This is a genomic window from Neorhizobium huautlense, assembly GCF_030811685.1.
In the GTDB taxonomy this organism is placed as follows: domain Bacteria; phylum Pseudomonadota; class Alphaproteobacteria; order Rhizobiales; family Rhizobiaceae; genus Neorhizobium; species Neorhizobium huautlense_A.
Map to the genome: position 1 here is coordinate 26,610 of NZ_JAUSRF010000003.1, position 22,011 is coordinate 48,620.

21 protein-coding genes are annotated in these 22,011 nt (G+C 59.9%); 6 read left to right on the top strand and 15 right to left on the bottom strand.

Going from position 1 to position 22,011, the window contains the following annotated elements; genetic code table 11:
* The first annotated feature begins 10 nt into the window (after positions 1–10).
* Complete coding sequence (locus J2T09_RS04895; protein WP_306832414.1) at positions 11–784, top strand: enoyl-CoA hydratase; 774 nt, start codon at positions 11–13, stop codon at positions 782–784.
* Positions 785–841: 57 nt separating this feature from the next.
* Here the strand turns inward: J2T09_RS04895 and J2T09_RS04900 are convergent, their stop codons facing one another.
* From J2T09_RS04900 to J2T09_RS04940, 9 genes are all read right to left on the bottom strand, one after another.
* Positions 842–1,600, bottom strand: coding sequence for a glucosamine-6-phosphate deaminase (locus tag J2T09_RS04900; protein ID WP_306831753.1), 759 nt, complete (start codon positions 1,598–1,600; stop codon positions 842–844).
* 65 nt (positions 1,601–1,665) lie between these two features.
* Positions 1,666–2,646 (bottom strand): mannonate dehydratase, encoded by a 981-nt coding sequence (locus J2T09_RS04905; RefSeq protein ID WP_306831756.1) that lies wholly within the window; start codon positions 2,644–2,646, stop codon positions 1,666–1,668.
* A gap of 63 nt (positions 2,647–2,709) precedes the next feature.
* Positions 2,710–3,447, bottom strand: a complete 738-nt coding sequence (locus J2T09_RS04910) for an ABC transporter ATP-binding protein (protein WP_306831758.1) — start codon at positions 3,445–3,447, stop codon at positions 2,710–2,712.
* Entirely contained in the window at positions 3,444–4,292 is an 849-nt protein-coding gene (locus J2T09_RS04915; protein WP_306831761.1) for an ABC transporter ATP-binding protein, read from the bottom strand. The genes J2T09_RS04910 and J2T09_RS04915 overlap by 4 nt, the downstream gene beginning before the upstream one ends.
* Positions 4,279–5,175, bottom strand: a complete 897-nt coding sequence (locus J2T09_RS04920; protein ID WP_306831764.1) for an ABC transporter permease — start codon at positions 5,173–5,175, stop codon at positions 4,279–4,281. Before J2T09_RS04920 ends, J2T09_RS04915 begins: the two co-directional genes overlap by 14 nt.
* The gene (locus tag J2T09_RS04925) at positions 5,172–6,200 is read right to left on the bottom strand and encodes an ABC transporter permease (protein WP_306831766.1); all 1,029 of its coding nucleotides are present in this window, start codon (positions 6,198–6,200) and stop codon (positions 5,172–5,174) included. Before J2T09_RS04925 ends, J2T09_RS04920 begins: the two co-directional genes overlap by 4 nt.
* 15 nt (positions 6,201–6,215) lie before the next feature.
* Complete coding sequence (locus J2T09_RS04930) at positions 6,216–7,817, bottom strand: ABC transporter substrate-binding protein (protein WP_306831769.1); 1,602 nt, start codon at positions 7,815–7,817, stop codon at positions 6,216–6,218.
* A 14-nt stretch (positions 7,818–7,831) separates the two neighbouring features.
* On the bottom strand, positions 7,832–8,788 hold the full coding sequence (locus tag J2T09_RS04935) for an N-acetylglucosamine kinase (protein ID WP_306831771.1): 957 nt from the start codon (positions 8,786–8,788) through the stop codon (positions 7,832–7,834).
* Entirely contained in the window at positions 8,788–9,825 is a 1,038-nt protein-coding gene (locus J2T09_RS04940; protein WP_306831774.1) for an SIS domain-containing protein, read from the bottom strand. Before J2T09_RS04940 ends, J2T09_RS04935 begins: the two co-directional genes overlap by 1 nt.
* A 114-nt stretch (positions 9,826–9,939) precedes the next feature.
* Here J2T09_RS04940 and J2T09_RS04945 point away from each other — a divergent pair, with 114 nt between their 5' ends.
* The gene (locus J2T09_RS04945; protein ID WP_306831776.1) at positions 9,940–11,124 is read left to right on the top strand and encodes an ROK family protein; all 1,185 of its coding nucleotides are present in this window, start codon (positions 9,940–9,942) and stop codon (positions 11,122–11,124) included.
* Positions 11,125–11,154: 30 nt separating this feature from the next.
* On the opposite strand, the gene J2T09_RS04950 is transcribed toward J2T09_RS04945, so the two are convergent.
* The 6 genes from J2T09_RS04950 to J2T09_RS04975 all read right to left on the bottom strand — a co-directional run bounded on the left by J2T09_RS04950 (position 11,155) and on the right by J2T09_RS04975 (position 18,048).
* Positions 11,155–12,759 carry a glycoside hydrolase family 43 protein gene (locus J2T09_RS04950; RefSeq protein ID WP_306831779.1) on the bottom strand — a complete coding sequence of 535 codons (1,605 nt, stop codon included), beginning with the start codon at positions 12,757–12,759 and terminating at the stop codon, positions 11,155–11,157.
* A gap of 62 nt (positions 12,760–12,821) precedes the next feature.
* On the bottom strand, positions 12,822–13,610 hold the full coding sequence (locus J2T09_RS04955) for an ABC transporter ATP-binding protein (RefSeq protein WP_306831781.1): 789 nt from the start codon (positions 13,608–13,610) through the stop codon (positions 12,822–12,824).
* Positions 13,611–13,612: 2 nt separating this feature from the next.
* The gene (locus J2T09_RS04960) at positions 13,613–14,461 is read right to left on the bottom strand and encodes an ABC transporter ATP-binding protein (RefSeq protein WP_306831783.1); all 849 of its coding nucleotides are present in this window, start codon (positions 14,459–14,461) and stop codon (positions 13,613–13,615) included.
* On the bottom strand, positions 14,454–15,368 hold the full coding sequence (locus J2T09_RS04965; RefSeq protein WP_306831786.1) for an ABC transporter permease: 915 nt from the start codon (positions 15,366–15,368) through the stop codon (positions 14,454–14,456). The genes J2T09_RS04960 and J2T09_RS04965 overlap by 8 nt, the downstream gene beginning before the upstream one ends.
* The gene (locus tag J2T09_RS04970; RefSeq protein WP_306831787.1) at positions 15,369–16,430 is read right to left on the bottom strand and encodes an ABC transporter permease; all 1,062 of its coding nucleotides are present in this window, start codon (positions 16,428–16,430) and stop codon (positions 15,369–15,371) included.
* Between the two features lie 25 nt (positions 16,431–16,455).
* Positions 16,456–18,048 carry an ABC transporter substrate-binding protein gene (locus J2T09_RS04975; RefSeq protein WP_306831790.1) on the bottom strand — a complete coding sequence of 531 codons (1,593 nt, stop codon included), beginning with the start codon at positions 18,046–18,048 and terminating at the stop codon, positions 16,456–16,458.
* A 117-nt stretch (positions 18,049–18,165) separates the two neighbouring features.
* On the opposite strand from J2T09_RS04975, the gene J2T09_RS04980 reads away from it, so the two are divergent.
* The 4 genes from J2T09_RS04980 to J2T09_RS04995 all read left to right on the top strand — a co-directional run bounded on the left by J2T09_RS04980 (position 18,166) and on the right by J2T09_RS04995 (position 22,002).
* Positions 18,166–18,876 (top strand): GntR family transcriptional regulator, encoded by a 711-nt coding sequence (locus J2T09_RS04980; protein WP_306831792.1) that lies wholly within the window; start codon positions 18,166–18,168, stop codon positions 18,874–18,876.
* 13 nt (positions 18,877–18,889) lie between these two features.
* Positions 18,890–19,798, top strand: coding sequence for a dihydrodipicolinate synthase family protein (locus tag J2T09_RS04985; protein WP_306832418.1), 909 nt, complete (start codon positions 18,890–18,892; stop codon positions 19,796–19,798).
* Positions 19,799–19,811: 13 nt separating this feature from the next.
* Positions 19,812–20,951, top strand: coding sequence for a mandelate racemase/muconate lactonizing enzyme family protein (locus tag J2T09_RS04990; protein ID WP_306831794.1), 1,140 nt, complete (start codon positions 19,812–19,814; stop codon positions 20,949–20,951).
* 241 nt (positions 20,952–21,192) lie between these two features.
* Positions 21,193–22,002, top strand: coding sequence for a RibD family protein (locus tag J2T09_RS04995; protein ID WP_306831796.1), 810 nt, complete (start codon positions 21,193–21,195; stop codon positions 22,000–22,002).
* Positions 22,003–22,011 lie beyond the last annotated feature (9 nt).

Sequence of the window (22,011 nt, forward strand, 5' to 3'; positions counted from 1 at the left end):
CATGTCCAATATGCATTACGAGACAATCATCGCAGAAAAGAAAGGGCGGGTCGGCCTGATCACGCTCAACCGCCCGAAAGCGCTCAATGCCATCAATCGCCAGCTGACGCAGGAGGTGCTTGATGCTGCCACTGCATTCGAGACAGATCCGGATATCGGCTGCATCGTGATCACCGGTTCAGAAAAAGCATTCGCGGCTGGTGCCGATATCAAGGAGATGCAGGATCGCTCCTTCATCGACATGTACGGCGCTGACTGGTTTGCCGATTGGGAACGTCTGCCGCGGCTGCGCAAGCCGACGATTGCCGCAGTCGCGGGTTTCGCGCTGGGTGGCGGATGCGAGTTGGCGATGATGTGTGATTTCATTCTCGCTGCCGATACGGCGAGGTTCGGACAGCCGGAGATCAAGCTCGGCGTGATGCCGGGAATGGGTGGCAGCCAGCGTCTGACAAGGCTGATCGGCCGGGCAAAGGCAATGGAAATGTGCCTGACCGGCCGCATGATGGATGCAGCCGAGGCAGAACGTGCCGGTCTTGTCTCGCGTGTCGTCCCGGCTGCCGAACTGCTTGCCGATGCCATGACGACCGCCGAGACGATCGCCTCCATGTCACTTCCCGCCGCCATGATGGTGAAGGAAGCCGTCAATCGCGCCGACGAGGTCGACCTGGCAGAGGGCCTTCGTTTTGAGCGTCGGTTGTTTCATTCCACGTTCGCTCTTGAAGACCAGAAGGAAGGCATGGCGGCTTTCGTGGAGAAGCGGCCTGCCGTCTTCAAGAACAGATGACTTGGTAAGCGCTGCCGAAGGAGTGGTTCAGAAGCGCGAATGCGTTTCCTCACACGATCATAGGAGTTTTGCGGCACCTTCATCCAGCACCCAGTGTACGTTGCCATGTGCACCAAGAAGAGAGGCCGGACAGGCTTCGTCCTGCTGCCCGGAAAGGCTCTTTCGGATGGCCTCCGCCTTGGCTGTCCCTGTTGCCAGAACGACAATTTCGCGGGCGTCGAGAATGTCGGCAATGCCCATGGTGATGGCGTGCTTCGGAACCCGATCGAGTTCCAGCAATGTCGGCTGGTTTGCGTCCAGCGTTTCCTGCGAAAGTTCAACCACCCGCACGCGGCTTGTCGCCGGCGAACCCGGTTCGTTGAAGCCGATATGGCCATTGGTGCCGATGCCGAGCAGCTGCAGGTCAGCGGGACGAGAGCGGACGAGCGCGGCATAACGTGCGGCTTCGGCCGTTTCATCCGCCGCAGCGCCGTCGATCAGGTTGATTTTCGATGGGTCGAAACCCGCGCCGGAAAACAGTTCGCGATGCATGTAGGCTGCGAATGAATCCAGGTGCGATTGTCCAAGCCCGCAATATTCATCGAGATTGATGGTCTCGACTTCTGCGAAGGAAACCTTTCCTTCCTGTACGGCCGCAACCAGCTTCGCATAGACACGGCGGGGTGTCTGCCCGGTTGCAAGCCCCAACCGGCAGGCAGGCTTTGCCTGCACCAGTGTGACAAGCCGTTCCGCGACAAACTGGCTTGCCTCTTCCGCCGTCGGCAGAATGGTGATCTTGGCGGCGCGCGCGGGCGCGATCCGAGGATTGTTATCCATCAGACTGAAACCTTTTGAAAATTTGGAGGCGGAATTGCAGCCGGCAAGAACCGGCTGCCCGATGATCAGATGTGGCCCTTGTCCATCGCTTCGAGAAGGGCTGCGATATAGCCGTAGCAGAAGCTGAAGGCGACGCCGACCGGGTCGCGGCCGGAAATGGTCGGCACGTGATCGGGCATGATCATGTATTTGTAGCCGACTTCCTTGTAGATCTTCAGCGAGCGGATCATGTCCATGTCGCCTTCGTCCGGGAAAGTTTCCATGAAGGAAAGCTTGCCGCCGCGGATGTTGCGGTAATGGACGTTGAAGATTTTTTCGCGGCTGCCGAACCAGCGGATGATGTCGTCGATTTCATCACGCGGATTGTCGAGCATTTCGCCGATCGAGCCCTGGCAGAAATTCAGGCCGTGATACGGGTTTTCGCGCATCTGCACGAACTTCTTCAAGCCTTCGACAGAACCAAGAACGCGGGTGACGCCCTTGTAGCCCGGCGGCGTATAGGGGTCGTGCGGGTGGCAGGCGAGGCGCACCTTGTTGCTTTCGGCAACCGGCACGACGCGCTCGAGGAAATAGTCGATGCGTTCCCAGTTCTCATCTTCCGACAGCACGCCGGCAAGACCCGGTGCGGCATCATGATCGGCCTTGTCCCAGCGCCATGCCTCGTTGAGCGAACCGCCACGGCCACGCTCCATCTCGGTGCGCGGGATGCCGATGATGTTGAGATTGTATTTTGCCGCCGGAATGCCGGCCTTGGCGATGTTCTCGATCATCGTGCAGACGGCGTCGATCTGGCGATCGCGATCCGGGCCACCGAGCAGGATGTCCTGATAAGGCGTCTCTTCGATCGGGCGCGACGACATCGGCAGCTGGATCATGTCCAGCGTCAGGCCAAAGCTTTCGACCTTCTCGCGCTGGCGAAGAATATCGTCGAAGGTCCAGCTTGCCGGTTTTCCCGGCGGGTCGGCGCAGACGTTCTTGATGCCGAGCTGCGCCCAGACGCGAAACTCGTCGTCGTCGCGGGCATCCACCTGTGTTCCGAGATACATATTGGCCTCGTCATTTTTATCGATCTGAATGAGCGCGGTTCCACCGGGGTGAAACCGCTGTTTTTAAAGAGCGCTCGCCTCGAAAAGCATGCGCGAATAATCGTGATGGGTGCGGCCCTGATAAAGGTCGTCCTTCGTCAGTTCATCGACAAAGACACCGGCCTTCATCACCAGAACGCGGTCGCACATATGGGCGATCACGCTCAGGTCATGGCTGACCAGTACATAGGTCAGGTTGCGCGCTTCCTTGAGGTCGGCCAGAAGATTGAGCACTTCCGCCTGAACCGAAACGTCGAGCGCCGAGGTCGGCTCGTCGAGCAGGATGATTTCAGGCTCCAGCATCAAGGCACGGGCAATCGCCACACGCTGGCGCTGGCCACCGGAGAGCTGGTGCGGAAACCGGTCGGCAAAAGCGGTCGGCAGGCCGACCTGTTCCAGTGCCGGTGCAACCATGTCCCAGCCCTTGCCGCGATCCATGGCGCGGATCGGCTCGGCCAGAATGCGGCTGATGCGGTGGCGCGGATGAATGGAACCATAGGGGTCCTGAAACACCATCTGCGTCAGCAGCATCTGTTCGCGGGTCCGCACCTTGTCGACTTCCGTGCCGGAAAGACTGACTTTTCCCGTCCAGTGGCGGTCGAGACCGGCCAGCGAACGCAGAACCGTCGATTTGCCGCAACCGGATTCGCCGACAATGCCGAGCGTTTCCCCCTTGGTGACAGAAAAGGACACGCCTTTCACGACCTGCTTGGCGGAAGCGCCGCTGCCGAAGGAAACCGAGAGATCCTGAACGTCGATCATGGGCGCACCTCCACCGCATCAATGGCGTTTCTGTCGAGGGTTTTGAGACGTCGCACCGGTGCCTTCAGGTCCGGCATGGCGGCGATCAGGCCGCGCGTATACGGGTGTTTTGCCTCTTCGAGGCTGGTCAGCGTTTCCACGACCCGCCCCTTGTACATGACCATGATGCGCTCGCAGAATGCGGCAACCATGCGGATGTCGTGGCTGATCAGCATCAGGCCGGCATTGTTTTCGCGCACCAGTTCATCGAGCAGTTTCAGCACGTCGCCGCGCACCGACACGTCGAGTGCCGAGGTAGGCTCGTCGGCGATGACCATGCGCGGCTTGGCCAGCAGCATCATGGCGATCATCACGCGCTGGCCCATGCCGCCGGAAATCTGGTGCGGATAGAGCTTCATCGTGCGTTCGATATCGGCAATGCGCACGCGTTCCAGCATGGTCGCCGCCATCTTGTAGGCTTCGGTCTTGCCGACGTTGAGATGCAGGATCGCCGCTTCCGCCACCTGTTTGCCGATCGGCAGGACCGGGTTCAGTGAATAACGCGGATCCTGCATGATCAACGCCATGCTGTTGCCACGCAGCGAGCGCATCTGTTTTTCTTTTGCTGCCAGAACATTCATGCCGTCAAAGGTCAGCGTGTCCGCTGTGACACGGCCGATCGGCGGCAGAAGCCGCATCACGGCGCGGCCGAGCGTCGATTTGCCCGAGCCGCTTTCTCCGACGATGCCGAGACGTTCGGCCTTCAGGTCGAAGCTGACGCCATCGACGGCGGGTTTCGCATAGCGGCCAAAATGCACCGACAGGTTTTTGACCGAAAGAATGGTGTCTTGTTCAGGAGCGTGCATGGCGGGGATCCAGAAGGTCGCGCAGCGTATCGCCGACAAGGTTGAAGGCAAGGCTGGTGATCAGGATGGCAAGGCCCGGCATGACCGCTACCCACCAGTGATCCAGCATGAACTTGCGTCCGCTCGAAATCATCGCGCCCCATTCCGGTGCCGGCGGCTGGGCACCAAGGCCGAGGAAACCGAGCGACGCGGCGGTGAGAATGATGCCGGCCATGTTCAGCGTCAGGCGCACGACCACGGAGGGAATGCACATTGGCGCGATATAGAGAAAGAGCAGGCGCATCGGTGACGCACCATAAAGCCGGGCCGCCTGCACATAATCGGTATTACGCACAATCAGCGCTTCTGCTCGAGCAAGACGGGCAATCGCCGGCCAGCTTGTGAGTGAAATCGCGATGACGGCCGTGCCGAGACCAGCGCCGAGCGCTGCCGCAAAGGCCAGCGCCAGGATCAGCGACGGGAAGGACAGGACAATATCGGTGAAGCGCATCAGGATCGCATCCGTGCGTCCGCCAACAAAGCCGGATACCACGCCGACGATCAGCCCGATCGGGCCGACGATCAGCGTGACCGACATGATCGTCGTGATGGTGATACGCGCGCCATAGACCAGACGAGAAAAGATGTCGCGACCGAATTCGTCGGTCCCGGCCAGATGCGACCAGCTTGGGGCTAAGAAGGCGGCCTGCAGGTTCTGCACGGCCGGATCGTAGGGCGCGATCAGCGGTGCGAAGACCGCGAAGACGACCAGTACGAACAGGACGAAGAAACCGCAAAGACCGACCGGCTCGCGTGACAGCTTTTCCCAGATCGGCGCAAGTGCCGACAGGATCGCCGAACGCGGGCGGGTAACGGTGTCGGCGGGGAGATGTTGCGCGCTCATTGCGTCACCTCGCGGGTACGGGGATCGAGAACCAGATAGGCCAGATCCGAAATGAAGTTCAGGGCCATGAAGATGGCGCCGATGATGAGGGTGCCGGCAAGGATGGCGTTCATGTCGCCAATCATCAGGGCATTGGTCATGTATTGGCCGATGCCGGGCCAGGAGAAGACGATTTCCGTGACAACGGCGCCTTCCAGCAGGGTACCGTAGGATATCGCCAGCACGGTAACGAGCTGCACGGCGATATTGGGCAGAAGATGACCGACAACGATACGGCCACTCGATGCGCCCTTGGCGCGGGCGGCCGTCACGTAATCCTGGTTCAGCTGCTCGAGCGTGAAACTGCGGGTCATGCGGGTGATGTAGGCCATCGCCGAATAGGCAAGGATACAGGCCGGCAGTATGATGTGGTGGACGGCGTTCCAGAAGGTTTCCGTATCACCGACCAGCAGGCTATCGACCAGAAGCAGGCCGGTCTGCGGCTCGATGAGGCCATCGAGATAGGTATCGACACGGCCCGGTCCGCCAACCCAGGCAAGGCCCGCGTAAAAGATGACGAGGCCGACGACGCCGAACCAGAAGACCGGGATGGAGTGTCCGACCAGCGAAATGACGCGGGCGAACTGGTCGATCCAGGTATCGCGGTAGAAGGCGGCGACCATGCCGAGCGGTACGCCGATGACCGTCGAGATGATGACGGCAAGCGTCGCCAGTTCCAGCGTGGCCGGAAAGGCCTGTGCCAGATCCTGGGTGACCGGATTGCCGGTCAGGATCGCCGTTCCAAGATCGCCTTGCAGCAGCGATGTCAGATAGATCCAGAACTGCTGGTAAATCGGCAGATCGAGACCGAGCTTCTGCCGCATCGCTTCGAATGCGGCAGGGTCCGCCAGCTCGCCGACAATAGCACCGACCGGATCGGTCGGGAGAACCCGGCCGATCACGAAGGTCACGACAAGCAGTGCGAACAGGCTGACCACCAGCTGTCCGAGCCGCCGCGCGACTTCCAAAAGGGTAAATTCCTTCATGACCGGCCGTCTCGCTTACTTCGCGTCAGTCTTGGTTACGTTTTCCAGTCGGTTGAGCGACCAGAGGTTCGTGGCGTAGCCCTCAACGCCGGCGTTGAGAACGATCGGCGTGAAGGATTCGAACATCGGCAGAACGGCAGGCTTCTGGGCGATGAACATTTCCTGCAGCTGCTTGATCATGTCGGCGCGCTTGGCTTCGTCACGCTCGCTATTGGCCTTGTTGCGCAGATCGTTCAGTTCCGGGATGTCCCAGGCCGAACGCCAGACGAAATTGCCGGCATTCTTGGCTTCCAGACGGTTGTCCGGGTTGGTCACGAAATCGTTCATCGAGCCGAGAGCGTTCGGCATGACGGCAGTCGCCTGCGGCAGAAGCAGATCGAAATCGCGGGCGCGGTGCGAAGCGACGATATCGGCGCCATTGCCCTGCTTGATCTCGACCTTGATGCCGATCTGAGCAAGGTTTGCCTGAAGAGCGGTGGCGATGTCAACGCGTGGCGCCTGGGCGATCGTCTTCAGCGTCAGCGAGAAACCGTCCGGGTAGCCAGCCTTGGCCAGCATTTCCTTGGCCTTTTCCGGCTGCAGCGAATAATCCGGGTTGGCGATCGCGCCCTTCCAGTCTTCCGGTACCGGCACGTTGCGCTGGCGGCCATAGGGGCCGAGAATGGTGTCGGCGATACCCTTGTAATCGATGCCGTAAGCGATCGCTTCACGAACCTGCGGGTTGGAAAGCGGCTCCTTGCCGGCATTCATGGCGAGAACGAAGAAGCCGCCGATCTTGATCTGCTCGATCTTGAACTTCGTGTTGGTCATGAAGGATTTGACGTCGGGCGCGCTCAGCGCGTTGGCGATGTCGATATCGCCGCGTTCCAGCATCAGGCGGGCGGTCTGGCTTTCCGGCACGTGACGCATGATGACGCGCGTCATGGTCGGTGCCTTGCCCCAATAGGACTTGTTGGCTTCGAGAATGACGGTCTCGTTCGGAACCCAGCGGCGCAGCACGAACGGGCCGGAGCCGGCGGTGTTGGTGCGTAGCCACTCGTTGCCGTAATCGTTGTTGTTGACGTGTTTCTGCACTTCCACGCTGTCGACCACGCTCGAAACGCCCATGGCGAGACGGTAGATCAGGTCTTCGGCAATCACGCGGTCGGTCAGTTCGATGCGGAAGGTCTTGTCATCGACCGCCTTGGCGAGCGTCTCGATGTTGTCGGCGGTGTAACCGGCACTCTTCAGATACTGCGATGCGGACTGGTTCAGCTTCAGAAGACGGGTAAGCGAGAAGACGACATCGTTTGCCGTGACCGGATTGCCAGAGGCGAATTCTGCATCGCGAAGGTGGAAGGTGACACCCTTCTCATCGACTTCCCAACGCTCGGCCAGCTGCGGCTTGATGGTGTTGCCGTCGGCGTCATCGGAATAGACAAGACGGTCATAGGTGGCCGCCAGAATTTCCTGCGTCTTGGCTTCCGTGCCCTGCTGCGGATCGACCGACAGGACCTGCGCCAGCGAAGTGCCGATCACCAGCTGGTTTTTGGGCGTTGCCGCCATGGTGTCCGATGCCGTGGAAAGCGCGATGGCGAAGGCGACGCCGGTCAGCAGCTTCGAGCTGAAATGTTGCATGAAATTTCCTCCGTTCAGATTGAAATGCGATCTGCCACAGGCCGATCGGATCTCGTAGTTCCCGATTGCGATGTTATGTGGATATGTCTGGCAAGATTAAGCGCACCTCTGACCGGTGGATCGGTCAGAAGCGCGGTTTCCGTCGAAGCGCCGAGCAGGCGGCGGACTTCTCTGGTGAACGCGTTGAAAAGCGCAGGTTGGCCGGTGATGACGCCGCCGGCGCAAACGACCGTTTCGACGTCGCCGCCGCGCCGCTGCAAAAGCGCGACGAGTTCGGCAAGTGCCAGCGCATGATCGTCAATGATTTTTTGGGCACGCGCCGAGCCGCGTTCAGCGGCCTCGAACACCAGATGTGCGGCTTGCGACCAGATGCGCGGATCGATGGTCGAGAATGCGTGGGTCAGGCCATGCGGGTGATCAACGCCGAAATGGGCAAGAAGGTCTTCGCGTAGCGGATCCTGTTCACCCTTGTCATAGGCGTCCAGAACCTGTTTTGCGGCATCACGGACGATGCCGACCGCGCCACCTTCGTCTCCAAGCACCCAACCCCAGCCGCCAACGGTCAATGCCGTATCGCCAATGGTGGCCGTCGCAGACGATCCCGTGCCGGCAATCACGCCGGTGCCTGTGGATTTTCCATAGGCAAGGATCAGCAGGTTGGAATCGTTGAGAATGCGCACAATCGGATAATGGGCTGCGAGCGGAGCGCGCAAGACGGATTCCTGTTCGGGACTGTCATTGCCATGCACGCCGGCCACGATCACGACAGGTTGCCCGTGGGCTGCGGTCGATGCCTGCACGACCGATAGCAGAGTATCGGCGCGCGTTGCATCGTCCAGATTGGCCCAGCCGGTATTCGGCTGAACCTCGTCGGCCAACACCTGGCCATCCAGCGCCGAAGCGATCTGGATATGCATCTTGGAGCCACCGGCATCGATGCCAACCAGCAGAGGGGTTTGAAAATCGTTCATTATATATTCGTCAAACTGTCAGTTTTGGTGTCGACGCGCTGAAACGCCGGCTCGTTAATGTCGAAGCCGCGAATGTCTGCAGCGTGAAGCGTCAGTTTCTGGGCAATAAAAGTGGAGGCGATCGCAAAGGGCAGGGCATCGCTCAGGTCGAATGGAAGAACCAGTTGATGGCCGTGCTTCGCATCCGCAACCGTGTTCGCATCGGTCACGAGGGCAAGGCGTTTCGTCCGCTCGGAAAGCTGCGAAACAAGTTGTTCTTCGCGGTTTCCGCCAAACAGCAAATGTGCGCCCGGACCGGCGGCATCCATGGGTCCATGAAGGTATTGCCGCGTCTCCATCGCCGTCGCAAACAGTCTTGGCCCTTCACGCAGCATCAGCACGCCTTCTTCGGCGACCGACATCAGAGGGGCAGGTGCGACGATATCGATGCTCGCCGAATAAAGAAGCATTTCCGCCATGCTGCGGATTTTCGCATCGAGGCGATCAGCCGTTTCGGCGGCGAGCGTGATCTGTTGCTTCCAGTGTTCGGTCCGGTTCCGGTCCGTCCATTGGTCGAGCAACATGGCCAGCGCCAGTATCGTGCCGGTGAAACTGACGAAGGAGACGGAACTGTCGGAAAGATTGCCGAGATTGATTTCCCGGCCGCACAGCGCGCCGAGCGGGGAGGGGGTGTAATTGGTGATGGCGACCTGATCGGCGCCGGTGCCTTGGCGCACGAGGTCGACAACCTCGGCGCTCCGACCGCTCTGGGAAATCAGGACTGTCAGGCCGTTATGGCCCGACAGTCCTGCCGGAAGCTCGCTTGGGAGAAAACGATGAGCATCCAGTCCATGGCGGCGCATTTCATATACGGCGGTGGCGGCGGCCGCATGGCTTGCACCGATGCCGACGACGGAAACACGTGACGGTCTCTCAAGACGCGACTGACGGAACTGACCATCGAGCCTGTCGACCATGGCGACGAGTTCGTCGGCCTGCGTGGCATAGGATGCCTGCGCCGAAATCCATTCGCGTCTGGGAAAAACCGCCGTATTCAATTCTCCACCCCTCCTTGAGATAAATTAAAGTTATCGACTTTAATAAATGCGTCAAGCATCTTTTGCGAAATCCCCGTGTCGGTTACACAAGGGTGTGATTTGATGGAGAAATTAATGAGCGCTGCTGCGGATCGTGCCCTCTCGGAAGTGGCGCAGCTGGTTTTCTCGCATCTTCTGGATGTGGGCGAGGCGACACGAAAACTGCTTGCCGAGACCGCCGGGTTGAGTTTTCCGACGGTAACCGTGGCGCTGGCGGAGCTGACGGCCAAATCCATGGTCTGCGAGTTGCGCCGCGAGCAGGGCGCGCGCGGCCGTGCCACGATCGTCTATGGCGTGAGCGATGATTCCGGCTGGATTCTGGGTGTCGATATCGGTTCGACTCAGGTCAGTTTTTCCGCCCGTCTACTCAACGGGCGCATTCTGGCGCATGAAAGCCGCAAGCACGAGGGAGGGGCGGAAAAGCTCGGTGGGCTGGCGGGACAGCTGGTTGCGAACTCTGCCGCGCTGAAGACGATAAAAACGCCGCCGCTCGCGGTCGCGCTTGCGCTCAACCAGGTCGTGCCGCGCCAACTGCTGCGCGAGGGCAAACCGCGTCCACTGGCGCTTGAAATTGCCGAAATGTTCGTGGCGGCATCGCATTTGCCGCGCAACATTCCGTTTCTGTTGGAAAACAACGTCAATTGTGCCGCAGTTGCCGAACATCAGGACGGGCGCATGCGCGGGCATGATGATGCGGCCTATATGCAGATCGGCGTCGGTATCGGTCTTGGATTTTTTGCGGATGGTGCGCTGATCAGGGGCGGGCAGGGCGGTAGCGGTGAGCTTGCACAGATACCTCTGTCCTGGAGAAACGACGTTGTTTCCGGGGTCGATGCCATTGAACGCAGATATGGTTCGTTCGGGCTCATGCAGTCGGTGTCCGGGGCCTTCGCAGGCGATCGTATACCCGCCTCGCCCGAAGCGCTTTTTCTGCTCGCGGCCGGCGGTGATGAGACGGCACGGATGTTGATGGCGGAACACGGCGTGGCGCTCGGTCGCCTTGCGGCCGCCGCGGCGACCATTCTCGATCCCGAGATCATCGTTCTGGGCGGCGGTCTCACCCGCAACGAGGCCTTTGCCCGGATCATCCTCGATGAATTCCAGAGCCGAAATCAGGACACGCAACTGGAGATATCGCAAAAGGGTGCCGAGGCGACCGTTCTGGGTGCTTGCCTGCTGGCGAGAGATCTGGCGATCGGCCAACTTGTCGAACGGTTTCATAAACCGCTATCGGCTCGGCCAACTCTCTTGCCGTCTTGATCTCCGATTTGCTTCAGGATCGGCTTGCCATCATATCCCTTGCTCTTCTTTCACGCGATAGATGAAGCAGGAGAAGTCGGCGGCCATGGCCTGCCCGCTTGTGTCATTGGCGGACATGCCGACAAACGCGCCGGTAAAATTGGCATGCTCCCCTTCGCCACCTTCATCCGAAAGGACGGAATGGTCCAGTACCGGACCGATCCTTGCCCAATCATCATCTTTCCAGAAATAGAAGCGCCCTGCCGCCCCTCTCACTTCCAGTTTCATGCGCACGGGACCATCAGGCACGGACACCGGCTCCTCCAGCACCACATCCGCCATGCCTTTTGGCCAACCGCCGGCGCAGGACAGGATCTGCAGCACACGACCAGCCGTTTCGTCATGCGTCAGGCAAAGATAGTGATAGGAAAAGCTGCTGTAATACGCGACCAGTCCGGCCATCTGATGATAGCTGGTGGGCTTTGCGTCCACTTCCGTTTCCGCATCGAAATCAAAGTCCGTCTGACGCCGTGCCACAAGGGATTGCTCGAATGAAGAGCCAATCGCTTCTCGTCCTGTCAGCCTGAGGTGACCTGGTCGCGCCTGAAGGGAGAACAGGCGTTCCGGATACGGCGTTCGCAGCCATTGGAAATCGGCCGGCAACCCCGCAGTGGACGCGAATGTATAGCGCTTGGTTCGCGCGGTAGGATCGGCCGCATCGACGCCCTTCGGCATCGGGATGCGTTCCTGTGGCAGCAAGGGCTTTCCCTCAAGCCTCAGCCAGCCATCATCACCCCACTTGCATTTCTGAATGGCAGTTTCGCGACCAAGAACAGAGCGCCTTATGCCCGGCAACGGACGGCTGCAGAGGTGCACCATATACGTCTCACCCGCCGGCGTTTCGACGATATCGCCATGACCGGCGCGTTGCAGCGTCGCGTCCGGATGAAAGCGGCTGGTGACGACGTGGGTGTCGGGGTGCAGCTCATACGGTCCCGTCAGATCGCGTGCGCGCGCCATCGTCACGGCATGGCGCATGCCGGTGCCGCCCTCGGCGACCAGAAGATGATACCATCCATCACGCTGGTAGAGATGCGGGCCCTCCGCCAGACCATGTGCGGATCCGCGGAAAATGTTGGTAACCGGACCAACCAGCTTGCCTTGGCCGTGGTCGTATTCCTGAAGAACGATGCCGCCGAAGGCTGATGGCCGACGACGATAATCCCATGTCAGGTTCACCAGCCATTTTCGGCCATTCTCGTCGTGAAAGAGCGAGGGATCGAAACCCGAGGAGTTGAGATAGATCGGGGCGGACCACGGTCCGGTAATCGTGTTGGAGGTCACGAGGTAGTTGTGGCAGTCCTTGAAGGAGCCGGATCGGCGTTTCATGTCCGTGTAAATCAGCCAGAAGCGACCGTCTGCATGTGTCAGGCACGGCGCCCATACGCCACACGAATCCTGCACGCCGCGCAAATCAAGCTGTTCCGCCCTGTCGAGAGGCCGGTTCACCAGGTTCCAGGTCCGAAGGTCGCGTGAGTGGTAGATCTGAACGCCCGGATACCATTCGAATGTGGAGGTGGCGATGTAATAATCATCGCCGACCCTGCAGATGGAAGGGTCCGGGTGGAAACCGGGAAGAATAGGGTTCTGGATCATATCTGTCTCGGCTGTTTGAAATTCTGAGCACGCTCGTCATGTTCGGGCGCGTTGAAAAAAAACTATACGGGCAATGCCTCTCCCTTATTGTTCCGTCTCTCGCTCACATAGCCGCGGCTGCCATCCATCAGGATGCGCGTGTAGGCGTGCTCCACGGTATTTTCGAGCAGTTGCTGTCGTGTGGCAATCTCGACGAAGCCGCCGCTCTGCATCATGGCCACCCGATCGCACAGATGCGCGACCACTGCGAGATCGTGGCTGACGAGGATATAGGTCAGTTGCTCGCGCTGTCGAAGATCCTTGAGCAGATTGAGGATTTCCGCCTGAATTGACACGTCGAGGGCAGAGGTCGGCTCGTCCAGCAGCAGGATTTTCGGTTCAAGGATGAGGGCGCGGGCAATGGCCACGCGCTGCCGTTGGCCGCCGGAAAGCTGGTGCGGATAACGGTAGCGGAAATTCAGCGGCAGGCCGACATCGGTCAGCACCTTTTCGATGCGCTCCTGCCGGCGGTCCTTGCCGTGGATTTCCAGCGGCTCCAGGAGAGTGCGGCCGATTGTGTGGCGTGGATGGATGGAGCCGAACGGATCCTGAAACACCAGTTGCTGCTTGGCGAGTTGCGCACGAGTGCGTTTCTGGCCGATGGTCTCGCCATCGATCTCTATCGAGCCGGTCCATTGTTTGTTGCGCCCGGCAAGCGCCCCCAGAATGGTGGACTTACCGCAACCACTTTCACCGACGAGGCCGAAGGTTTCGCCTTTCTGCACCTCGAAGGAGACGTCCTTGACGACTTTGAGGGCGGTGTCGCCGTGGCCGTAAGAAGCGGCCAGATGATGGGCCTTGATCATGGACATGTTCAGTTCTCCAGCCATGCGGGGTCACGCCGCAGCACTTCCAGCCTGTCCTTCGGATGGTCGAGGCTTGGAAGAGCGTTGAGAAGACCGCGCGTATAGGGATGTTGCGCCTGATCGAGATCGGCGGCGGCGATCGTTTCGACGACACGTCCGGCATACATGATGATGACGCGGTCGCAGAAACTGCGCACGAGATTGAGGTCGTGGCTGATGAAGATCAGGCCGATATTGCGCTCCACCACGAGGTCGTCGAGGATCGACAGAACCTGCTGGCGCACCGTCACGTCGAGCGCGGAAGTCGGCTCGTCGGCGATGATCAGCGATGGCTGGGCGATCAGCATCATCGAGATCATGATGCGCTGGCCCATGCCGCCGGACACCTCATGCGGATAAAGATCGAAGACGCGTTCCGGATCGCGGATGTTGACGCGTTCCAGCATGGCAAGCGTGCGGCTGCGCGCCTCCTGCGACGTGGCGCGTTCGTGCAGGATCACCGTTTCGGAAATCTGCTCGCCCACCGTCATCACCGGGTTCAGCGAATATTTCGGGTCCTGCAGGATCATGGCGATGCGCCGTCCGCGAATGGAGCGCATCTCCTCTTCGCTCGCCGTCAAAAGATCGATATCCTCGAACTGCATGCGGTTGGCCTTGACGATCGCCTGCGGCGGTTGCAGCCGCATGATAGCGCGGCCGGTCGTGCTCTTGCCGGAACCGGATTCACCGATGATGCCGATCTTTTCGCGGCCAACGGTGAAGGATACGTCGCGCACGGCGGTGGTGACGCCGGAGAGCGTCGGGAACTCGACGGACATGTTTTCGACCGTCAGAATGGTATCGGATGTGTTAGCCATTGCGGGGATCCATGATGTCGCGCAGCCCGTCGCCGAGCAGGTTGAAGGCAAGGCTGACGGTCAGGATCGCAATGCCTGGAACCGTTGTCAGCCACCATGCGTCGAGCAGATATTGGCGGCCGGATGCGGCCATCGCGCCCCATTCTGCCATCGGCGGCTGAGCTCCAAGCCCAAGGAAGCCGAGGCCGGCAGCCGTCAGGATGATGCTCGACATGTTGAGCGTGAGACGCACAATGATCGATGGTGCGCAAAGCGGCACGATGTGGCGCAGGAGAATGCGTCCGGTGCCGGCGCCCTGAAGTTCGGCGGCGATGACGAAATCGGCATTGCGGAAGGTCAGCGTTTCGGCACGCGCCAGACGCGCGATCGGCGGCCAGACGGTGAGCGCGATGGCAATGACCGCGTTTTCGATGCCGGGGCCAAGCGCTGCCGAAAAAGCCAGCGCCAGGACGAGGCTCGGGAAGGAGAGAAAGATGTCGGTGATGCGCATCAGCACGACATCTACCCAGCCGCCGAGATAACCGGCGGTGGCGCCGATGACAAAGCCGATTGGCGCGACGATGACCGTGACGAGGATAGTGATATAGAGCGTTGTCCGTGCGCCGTAGATCAGGCGCGAGAAGACATCGCGCCCGAATTCGTCGGTGCCGAACCAGTGCGCCGCGGACGGAGCCTGAAGCGCCATCGCGAAATCCTGCGCGAAGGGGTCGTGGATCGCGATCATTGGAGCAAACGCTGCGACGATGACGAGCAGGAGGACGACGGCAAAACCCGCGAAAGCAAGGGGATTCGCAACGAGGCTCAACCAGCCGAGATAGACGGTGTGCAGTCTTGCCTGACGCGCCGAGGTGAAGTCCTCGCTGATCAGCCAGTCATGCAGATTTGAGAAAGTGCCGGACTTTGCCATTTAGCGGGTCCTCGGATCGATGAAGCGATAGACGATGTCGGACAGAAGGTTGATCGCGATCGATATGATGCCGATCAAAAGCACGCTTCCGAGCACGGCGTTCATATCGGCGAAGAACAGCGCCGAGGTGAGATAGGAGCCGAGTCCGGGCCAAGCGAAAACCGTCTCGATCAGCACCGTACCGTCCAGCAGGCCGCAATAGGCAAGTGCGATAACGGTCAGAAGCTGGACGCGGATGTTGCGAAACGCATGCCGCCAGACGATCGGACGCTGACCTAGTCCTTTGGCACGTGCGGTCAGGATGTATTCCTGACGCATCTGTTCCAGCATGAAGCTGCGTGTCATGCGGCTGAGATAGGCCATCGACGCATAACCGAGGATGACGGCCGGTGCGATGATGTGATGCAGCGCACTGCGAAACACATCCCAATGGCCACCAAGAGCGGCATCGATCAGGATGAAGTTCGTGCGTGCCTGCACGATGCCTTCGTCATAAAGATAGATGCGTCCACCGGGCGGAATGGCGCCGAGGTGAGCGTAGAAAACCAGGATGACGATCGTGCCGAGCCAGAAGATCGGTGTCGAATAGCCGAGAAGCCCGACAACGCGAGCAACATGGTCGACCCATGTCCCCTTGCGCACGGCGGCGATGACGCCAAGCGGAATGCCCAGCCCTGCGCCGATGATCGTTGCCAGCGTCGCCAACTCGATGGTGGCGGGAAAGACGCGTGCGAGATCCGTTGAGACGGGTTGCTTGGTGATGATCGACTGGCCGAAATCCAGACGGACGACATCGCTGAGATAACCGGCGAACTGGACATAGATCGGCCTGTCCAGCCCCATTTCCTTGTAAACGCGATCATAGGTGGCTTGATCCGCCTGATCGCCGATCACCGCGATGACGGGATCGGCAGGAACCATGCGGCCGACTGTAAAGGTGATCATCATCAGGCCCAGCAAGGTCGTCAGGATCACCACGAACGATGTCGCGACCTTGCCCGCAGCTTTTGGAAGCGCGGACTTTCGGGGCGCAGAGGGTTCTGAGGTCTGGATAATGCTCATACCGCTATCCTTGAAATTTATGAGGTCACTCGGACTTGGTCACCGTGTCCCAGCGGGTCAGCCATGTCGGATGGCCGACATATCCTTTCACTTCATGGCGGACCGCTTTCGGGTCGGTGCGCTGGAAAGAGGTGACGAGTGCGGGTGATGCGCGCAGATAGGTTTCGTTGATCCGTGCATAAAGCGCGTCGCGTTTTTCCGCATCGGTCTCGTGGGCGGCCGCTATGACCATGTCCTGAATATCTTTCGGAACGTCCCAGGCGGATCGCCAGGCCACCAGACCGGACAGTTTTGCGTCGTCGGCATTGTTTGCGTTGGTGGCGTAGGATTGCAGGACCGCATGCGGGTCGGGCAGACGCTCGCCGGTGCGCGACGAGAACAATTCGAACTGGCGCGAGCGGAATTTGCCGATCTGGTCGCCGATCTGAAGGTCGAGCTTGATGCCGGCCTTGGCGGCACTGTTCTGGAGCGAAACGCCGAGTTCGGATTCCGGCGTGCCGGGCTGGGCAAAATAGACCTTCGAGAAACCGTCCGGATAACCCGCTTCGGCAAGCAGTTGCTTGGCCTTGTCGACATCGAGTTTGTACGGCATTTCGTCCGATGCGCCGGGCAGACCGGCGGGGATGATGGTCTGTTGTTTGGTGCCGTAATATTTCATCACGGAATTGGCCAGGCCGTCATAATCGATGAGATAGCGGAAGGCCTCGCGAACCTTGGGGTTGGAAAGGATCTCGTCCTTCTGGTTCAGCGCCAGATAATAAAACCCGAAGCCCGGCACCTTCTGAACAGTCACCTTGCCGTCTCTTTCGAGGCCGGAAAGATCCGTCGATGACAGACGCGTGGCAACGTCAACGTCGCCGGCGTCGATCTGCAGGCGTTGCGCGGACGATTCCGGCACATGTCCCATATAGACGCGCTTCATTGCCGGCATGCCCTTCCAGTAATCCTTGAAGGCATCGGCGATCAGCAACTGGTTGGAGCGCCAGGTGACGAGGGAATAGGGGCCGGAACCCGCGTCTGCCGTCTGCAAATAGTTGCGTGCCCAGTCGCCGTCCTTTTCCTTGCCGGCGAGAAACGTGGCATCGACGATGGAGGTGGAATAGCTGGCGAGGGAATAGAGGATGAGATTGGGATTCCAGACTTCCGGTGTCTGCAGTACCAGCGTGTGGTCGTCTTCTGCCCGGATCAGTTCATCCACGTTCTTTGCCGAAAAACCCCATTGGCGAAGATCCGTGGAGGGGGCGAGGCCCAGTTTGACCAGTCGATGCAGCGACCATTCGACATCGTGCGCCGTCACCGGATTGCCCGAATGGAAGGTCACGCCCTGCTGGATCTTGAAGGTGAAGGTCTTGCCGTCTTCGGAAATGGTCCAGCTTTCCGCAAGGGATGGCTGGGGATCGGTGATGTTGTCGGGCGGCAGGGCGATCAGGCGATCGTAGAGGTTCGCGACCACCTCCGCAGCCTCAAGTTGGTTGATCTCATGCGGATCGAGACCGCGCATCGTCGTCATGGTGATCGCGATGACAAGCTCATCCTTCGGGGTGGCCGCAATGGCCGCAGGGCCGAAGGCCGTTGCCGTCATGGCGCACGCAAGCAGCGCACGTTTCAACATCTTCATATCTGCCTCCCAAGGCTCCTCAACCTCGCCATATCGAAATTTCAGTATCGACATGGATTTCAAATCTGATATATCAAGTTTCACACAAATTGATCGTCGTCAACGGATTTTCGGAAAATGACCGCTGCCAACCCCTCTTCATCAAGTCAGGCCGAGTTCGAAAAAATCGACGCCAGCTTCCAGATGACGGTGCGTGATCATGTCCATCGCGCCATGCGCAGCGCCATCATCTCGGGGCGTTTTCAGCCGGGCCAGAAGATCAACGAACGTAATCTTGCCGAGCAGTTCGGGGTCAGCACGACCCCCATCAAGGAGGCGTTGCGCCAGCTTGAGACGGAAGGGCTGGTGGAGGCGCTACCGCGCCGCGGCGTGGTCATCCGCTTCAGCATGTCCTGGGCGGAGGAAATGATTCTCGCCCGCGCCGCGCTGGAATCGATGATCGCGCATCTGGCGGCAAAACGTATCGATGAAAAGGGCAAGGCTGCACTCTCGGTGATCGCCACTCGCATGAAGGAAGCGACCGCTTCCGGCGATGCGGACAGTCTGATTGCGCTCAACGAGACGTTTCACGATCACGTCCACAAAAGTTCGCAATGTGGATATCTCGCCAAGCTGATCGAACGGCAGCAGTTTTATGACGCAAGCATTCGCCGCGTCATTCATCTCGATCCGACCGAACGGCAAAAGGCGCTGGATGAACATGTCGCCATTGCCGAAGCGATCGCCGCAGGCGACGCCGACAAGGCGGAACGGACCATGCGCGACCATGTCGTGCGATCCGGCGACACGTATCTGAGCATCGTTTTCAAGAAAAAGGGAGAGGTCTGACGTGAGTGATAAAATGAATACCGTCAGGAAGGCACTAACCGGAATTTCCGGTGTCCCGGTGACACCCTACAAGGGCGATGGTTCTATCGATATCGCCAAGCTGAAGACGCTGATCAAGAAAATGGCGCAGGCGCGGGTGCACAACCTCATGGCTGCCGGCAATACAGGCGAATTCTTTACGCTGACGATGGATGAAGTGCGGGAGGTGCATGCCGCGACGATCGAGGCTGCGGATGGCAAGGCGCTGGTCAGTGCCGCTGTGGGGCGCTCGCTGACGGATGCCAAGGTGCTTGCGAAAGATGCGATCGCAGCCGGTGCCGACGCGATCATGGGCCATCATCCGATGGACCCCTTTGCCGGACCATCCTATCAGGCCGGGTATTTTCTCGAACTGGCCGATTTTTCGACGGTGCCGGTCATCGCTTATGTCCGCAGTGACGGCTTCTCAGTCGCCGATTTTCGAAAGCTCGCTCTTCATCCCAACATCGCCGGCATCAAGTTCGCATCGCCGAACCTCATGCTGCTGTCGGAGGTCATTCGCTCCACGCAGGATGCGCCTGCCATCTGGGTCTGCGGTCTCGCCGAAGGCTGGGCTCCGGCCTTTTACGCCATGGGTGCGCGCGGCTTCACATCCGGCCTCGTCAATGTCTTTCCGGAACGCTCCCATGCCGTACACCAGGCGCTCGAAGCGGGTGATTATGCCCAGGCCCGCGCGCTCATCGACGGTATTGCAGGCTTCGAGATGTTGCGCACGAAATACAATAACGGCGCGAATGTAACGGTCGTCAAGGAAGCGCTGGGCATGCTCGGCACCGATGTCGGACCGGTCCGACTGCCAGGCGTGGTCGCGCTCAACGACGAGGAGCGAAACATCCTTCGCGGCATCGTCGATCGTGTCAAAGCCGAAGCGCTGGCTGCCTGATCGGAGACAAGACGTGCACATTACCGGTATCAAGACCTACATGCAGCGCGTGGACGAGCGCCCGCGCCTTCTTTTGAAGATCGAGACGAGCGAAGGCATTTCCGGCTGGGGTGAATGTTACAATCACGGCCCCGACTGGGCGCTGCCACCGCTTCTCGACTACCTCTTTCACCAGATCGAGGGGGAAGACCCGCGCCGCGTCGAATTCCTCGTGCTGAAACTCAACCAGCAATGCCGCTTTCCTCCTGGAGCCCTCGGTCTTGCCGCGATTTCCGCAATCGATCACGCATTGTGGGATATCGCTGGCAAGGCTGCGGGCCTGCCGGTCTACATGCTGCTCGGCGGCAGTGTGCGTGATCGGGTGCGGGTCTATTGCGGCGTCTATACCGCACCTGATCCCGAACAGGTGCTCGACCAGACCCTCAAGCTCAACGCGGATTACGGTTATACCGCCTTCAAGCTCAGCCCCTACCGCCGCGACCTTCATTCCGGGCGTTGGGGAGAACTGGTGAAGGAGACAGGCGACTGGTTTGGCCGCATCCGCGAGATCACGCCATCGCATTTCGAGTTCGCCTTCGATGCGCATGCGAAAATCTTCGAGCCTTACAAGGCTGTGCAGCTCGCAGCGGCGATCGCGCCGAATGATCCGATGTTCTACGAGGAGCCGATCCGCCCGGAGCATATTCCGGCCTGGAAAGAATTGAAGTCGAAGGTGACCGTGCCGCTCGCCACCGGCGAGTCGCTATACAACCGTTTCGAGTTCCTCAATCTGCTGTCGAACCAGGGGGCGGATATCATCCAGCCGGATATTTGCGTGGTCGGTGGCGTCTCGGAAATGCGCCGCATCGCAACCATCGCGGAAGCCCATTACGTGACGGTCGCGCCGCATAATCCCATGGGGCCGCTCGCCACCGCCGTCAACGTGCATTTCTGCGCGGCGCAGCCGAATTTCCATGTTCTCGAATTCAAGACGCATGTCCATGCGCCCTGGGCGCTCGATCCTTACATGCCGGTTGATGGCCATATGGAGCTGCGCCCGGATCGCCCCGGCTGGGGCATCGAGATCGACGAAAAAGTGCTCGAGAGGGAGGACTATGTTCACTGGGAGCGCAAGGTGACCCGAAAGCCGGATGGCGGGACCGCCTATCCATGATTCACTGAGTGCCGCCTGCGGGCGGTACTCCTTTGGTGCGAATTCGAGGCGGAAATGTCGCAGATGTTGGAGTGAGCAGGAATGGTGCGGGACGACGAAGTTCGACCGCGCTGAAAACAACACCCCGTGAACCGAAAGAAATCACGGCCACTTTGCTTGAGAGATCCGGTTGCCGCTTCATATAGCGCTGAAGGCAACACGCAAATCTTCGGCCTGCCCGCAGGTCTCAAGGAGCAGGCTCATGGATATCACCCGTCTTTGCGATCGAACCTGGGGCGCTCTGCTGGAGGAGCGGCAAGGAAAACCTTCGCAATGGCTTGGCTCGACGGGTGTTGCGGCACATGAGCTTTATCTTCCTCTTGCACGAAGAACCGGCAGGCCGATGGTGATTGCGCAGGTTGGCCAGTCACTTGATGGACGCGTTGCCACCGTCGATGGCGATGCCCGCGATCTTTCCGGGCAGGACGGTTTCGATCACCTTCACCGCATTCGCGCGCTTGTCGATGCGGTTGTCGTCGGCGTCGGCTGCGTGTTGGCGGACGACCCCCGGCTGACAGTGCGCAATGTGCGTGGCCCGAACCCTGTGCGCGTCGCCATCGATCCCAATGGCCGTATCCCTCTCGGCCTGAAACTGCTCAATGGCCAGGCGGAGACGATCATCGTTCAGGCGGAGGACACCGCCCCGCGTGACGATGTCGAGACGATCACATTGCCGCGCAATGCAGCCGGCCAGCTGGAACCGGCGGATATTTTAGCTGCACTCACGGCAAGAGGTTTTGCCAATATCCTGATCGAGGGCGGCGCGACGACGATCGAGCATTTTCTCTGTCAGGGGCTGCTGGATCGTCTGCATGTCTGTATCTCGCCGATCATCGTCGGCTCCGGCTTGCCGGGCCTGAGCCTGCCGCCGATCAAGGTTTTGTCGCAGGCGCTGCGCCCACGGGTGACCACCTATAATCTGGGGAGCGACATCCTGTTCGACTGCGATTTTCGCGCCGACGCAGCACACGATCTCCGATCGGAGCCGGCAAGCGGCATCGCCGCCGAATAGGCGGCAACA

What these genes read in the sequence shown, in the direction of transcription:
- J2T09_RS04915 (WP_306831761.1), bottom strand. Translation starts at nt 4,292, where the DNA reads ATGCACGCTCCTGAACAAGACACCATTCTTTCGGTCAAAAACCTGTCG.
- J2T09_RS04950 (WP_306831779.1), bottom strand. Translation starts at nt 12,759, where the DNA reads ATGATCCAGAACCCTATTCTTCCCGGTTTCCACCCGGACCCTTCCATC.
- J2T09_RS04895 (WP_306832414.1), top strand. Translation starts at nt 11, where the DNA reads ATGCATTACGAGACAATCATCGCAGAAAAGAAAGGGCGGGTCGGCCTG.
- J2T09_RS04900 (WP_306831753.1), bottom strand. Translation starts at nt 1,600, where the DNA reads ATGGATAACAATCCTCGGATCGCGCCCGCGCGCGCCGCCAAGATCACC.
- J2T09_RS04995 (WP_306831796.1), top strand. Translation starts at nt 21,193, where the DNA reads ATGGATATCACCCGTCTTTGCGATCGAACCTGGGGCGCTCTGCTGGAG.
- J2T09_RS04970 (WP_306831787.1), bottom strand. Translation starts at nt 16,430, where the DNA reads ATGAGCATTATCCAGACCTCAGAACCCTCTGCGCCCCGAAAGTCCGCG.
- J2T09_RS04960 (WP_306831783.1), bottom strand. Translation starts at nt 14,461, where the DNA reads ATGGCTAACACATCCGATACCATTCTGACGGTCGAAAACATGTCCGTC.
- J2T09_RS04985 (WP_306832418.1), top strand. Translation starts at nt 18,890, where the DNA reads ATGAATACCGTCAGGAAGGCACTAACCGGAATTTCCGGTGTCCCGGTG.
- J2T09_RS04965 (WP_306831786.1), bottom strand. Translation starts at nt 15,368, where the DNA reads ATGGCAAAGTCCGGCACTTTCTCAAATCTGCATGACTGGCTGATCAGC.
- J2T09_RS04980 (WP_306831792.1), top strand. Translation starts at nt 18,166, where the DNA reads ATGACCGCTGCCAACCCCTCTTCATCAAGTCAGGCCGAGTTCGAAAAA.
- J2T09_RS04935 (WP_306831771.1), bottom strand. Translation starts at nt 8,788, where the DNA reads ATGAACGATTTTCAAACCCCTCTGCTGGTTGGCATCGATGCCGGTGGC.
- J2T09_RS04920 (WP_306831764.1), bottom strand. Translation starts at nt 5,175, where the DNA reads ATGAGCGCGCAACATCTCCCCGCCGACACCGTTACCCGCCCGCGTTCG.
- J2T09_RS04945 (WP_306831776.1), top strand. Translation starts at nt 9,940, where the DNA reads ATGAGCGCTGCTGCGGATCGTGCCCTCTCGGAAGTGGCGCAGCTGGTT.
- J2T09_RS04955 (WP_306831781.1), bottom strand. Translation starts at nt 13,610, where the DNA reads ATGTCCATGATCAAGGCCCATCATCTGGCCGCTTCTTACGGCCACGGC.
- J2T09_RS04905 (WP_306831756.1), bottom strand. Translation starts at nt 2,646, where the DNA reads ATGTATCTCGGAACACAGGTGGATGCCCGCGACGACGACGAGTTTCGC.
- J2T09_RS04925 (WP_306831766.1), bottom strand. Translation starts at nt 6,200, where the DNA reads ATGAAGGAATTTACCCTTTTGGAAGTCGCGCGGCGGCTCGGACAGCTG.
- J2T09_RS04930 (WP_306831769.1), bottom strand. Translation starts at nt 7,817, where the DNA reads ATGCAACATTTCAGCTCGAAGCTGCTGACCGGCGTCGCCTTCGCCATC.
- J2T09_RS04910 (WP_306831758.1), bottom strand. Translation starts at nt 3,447, where the DNA reads ATGATCGACGTTCAGGATCTCTCGGTTTCCTTCGGCAGCGGCGCTTCC.
- J2T09_RS04975 (WP_306831790.1), bottom strand. Translation starts at nt 18,048, where the DNA reads ATGAAGATGTTGAAACGTGCGCTGCTTGCGTGCGCCATGACGGCAACG.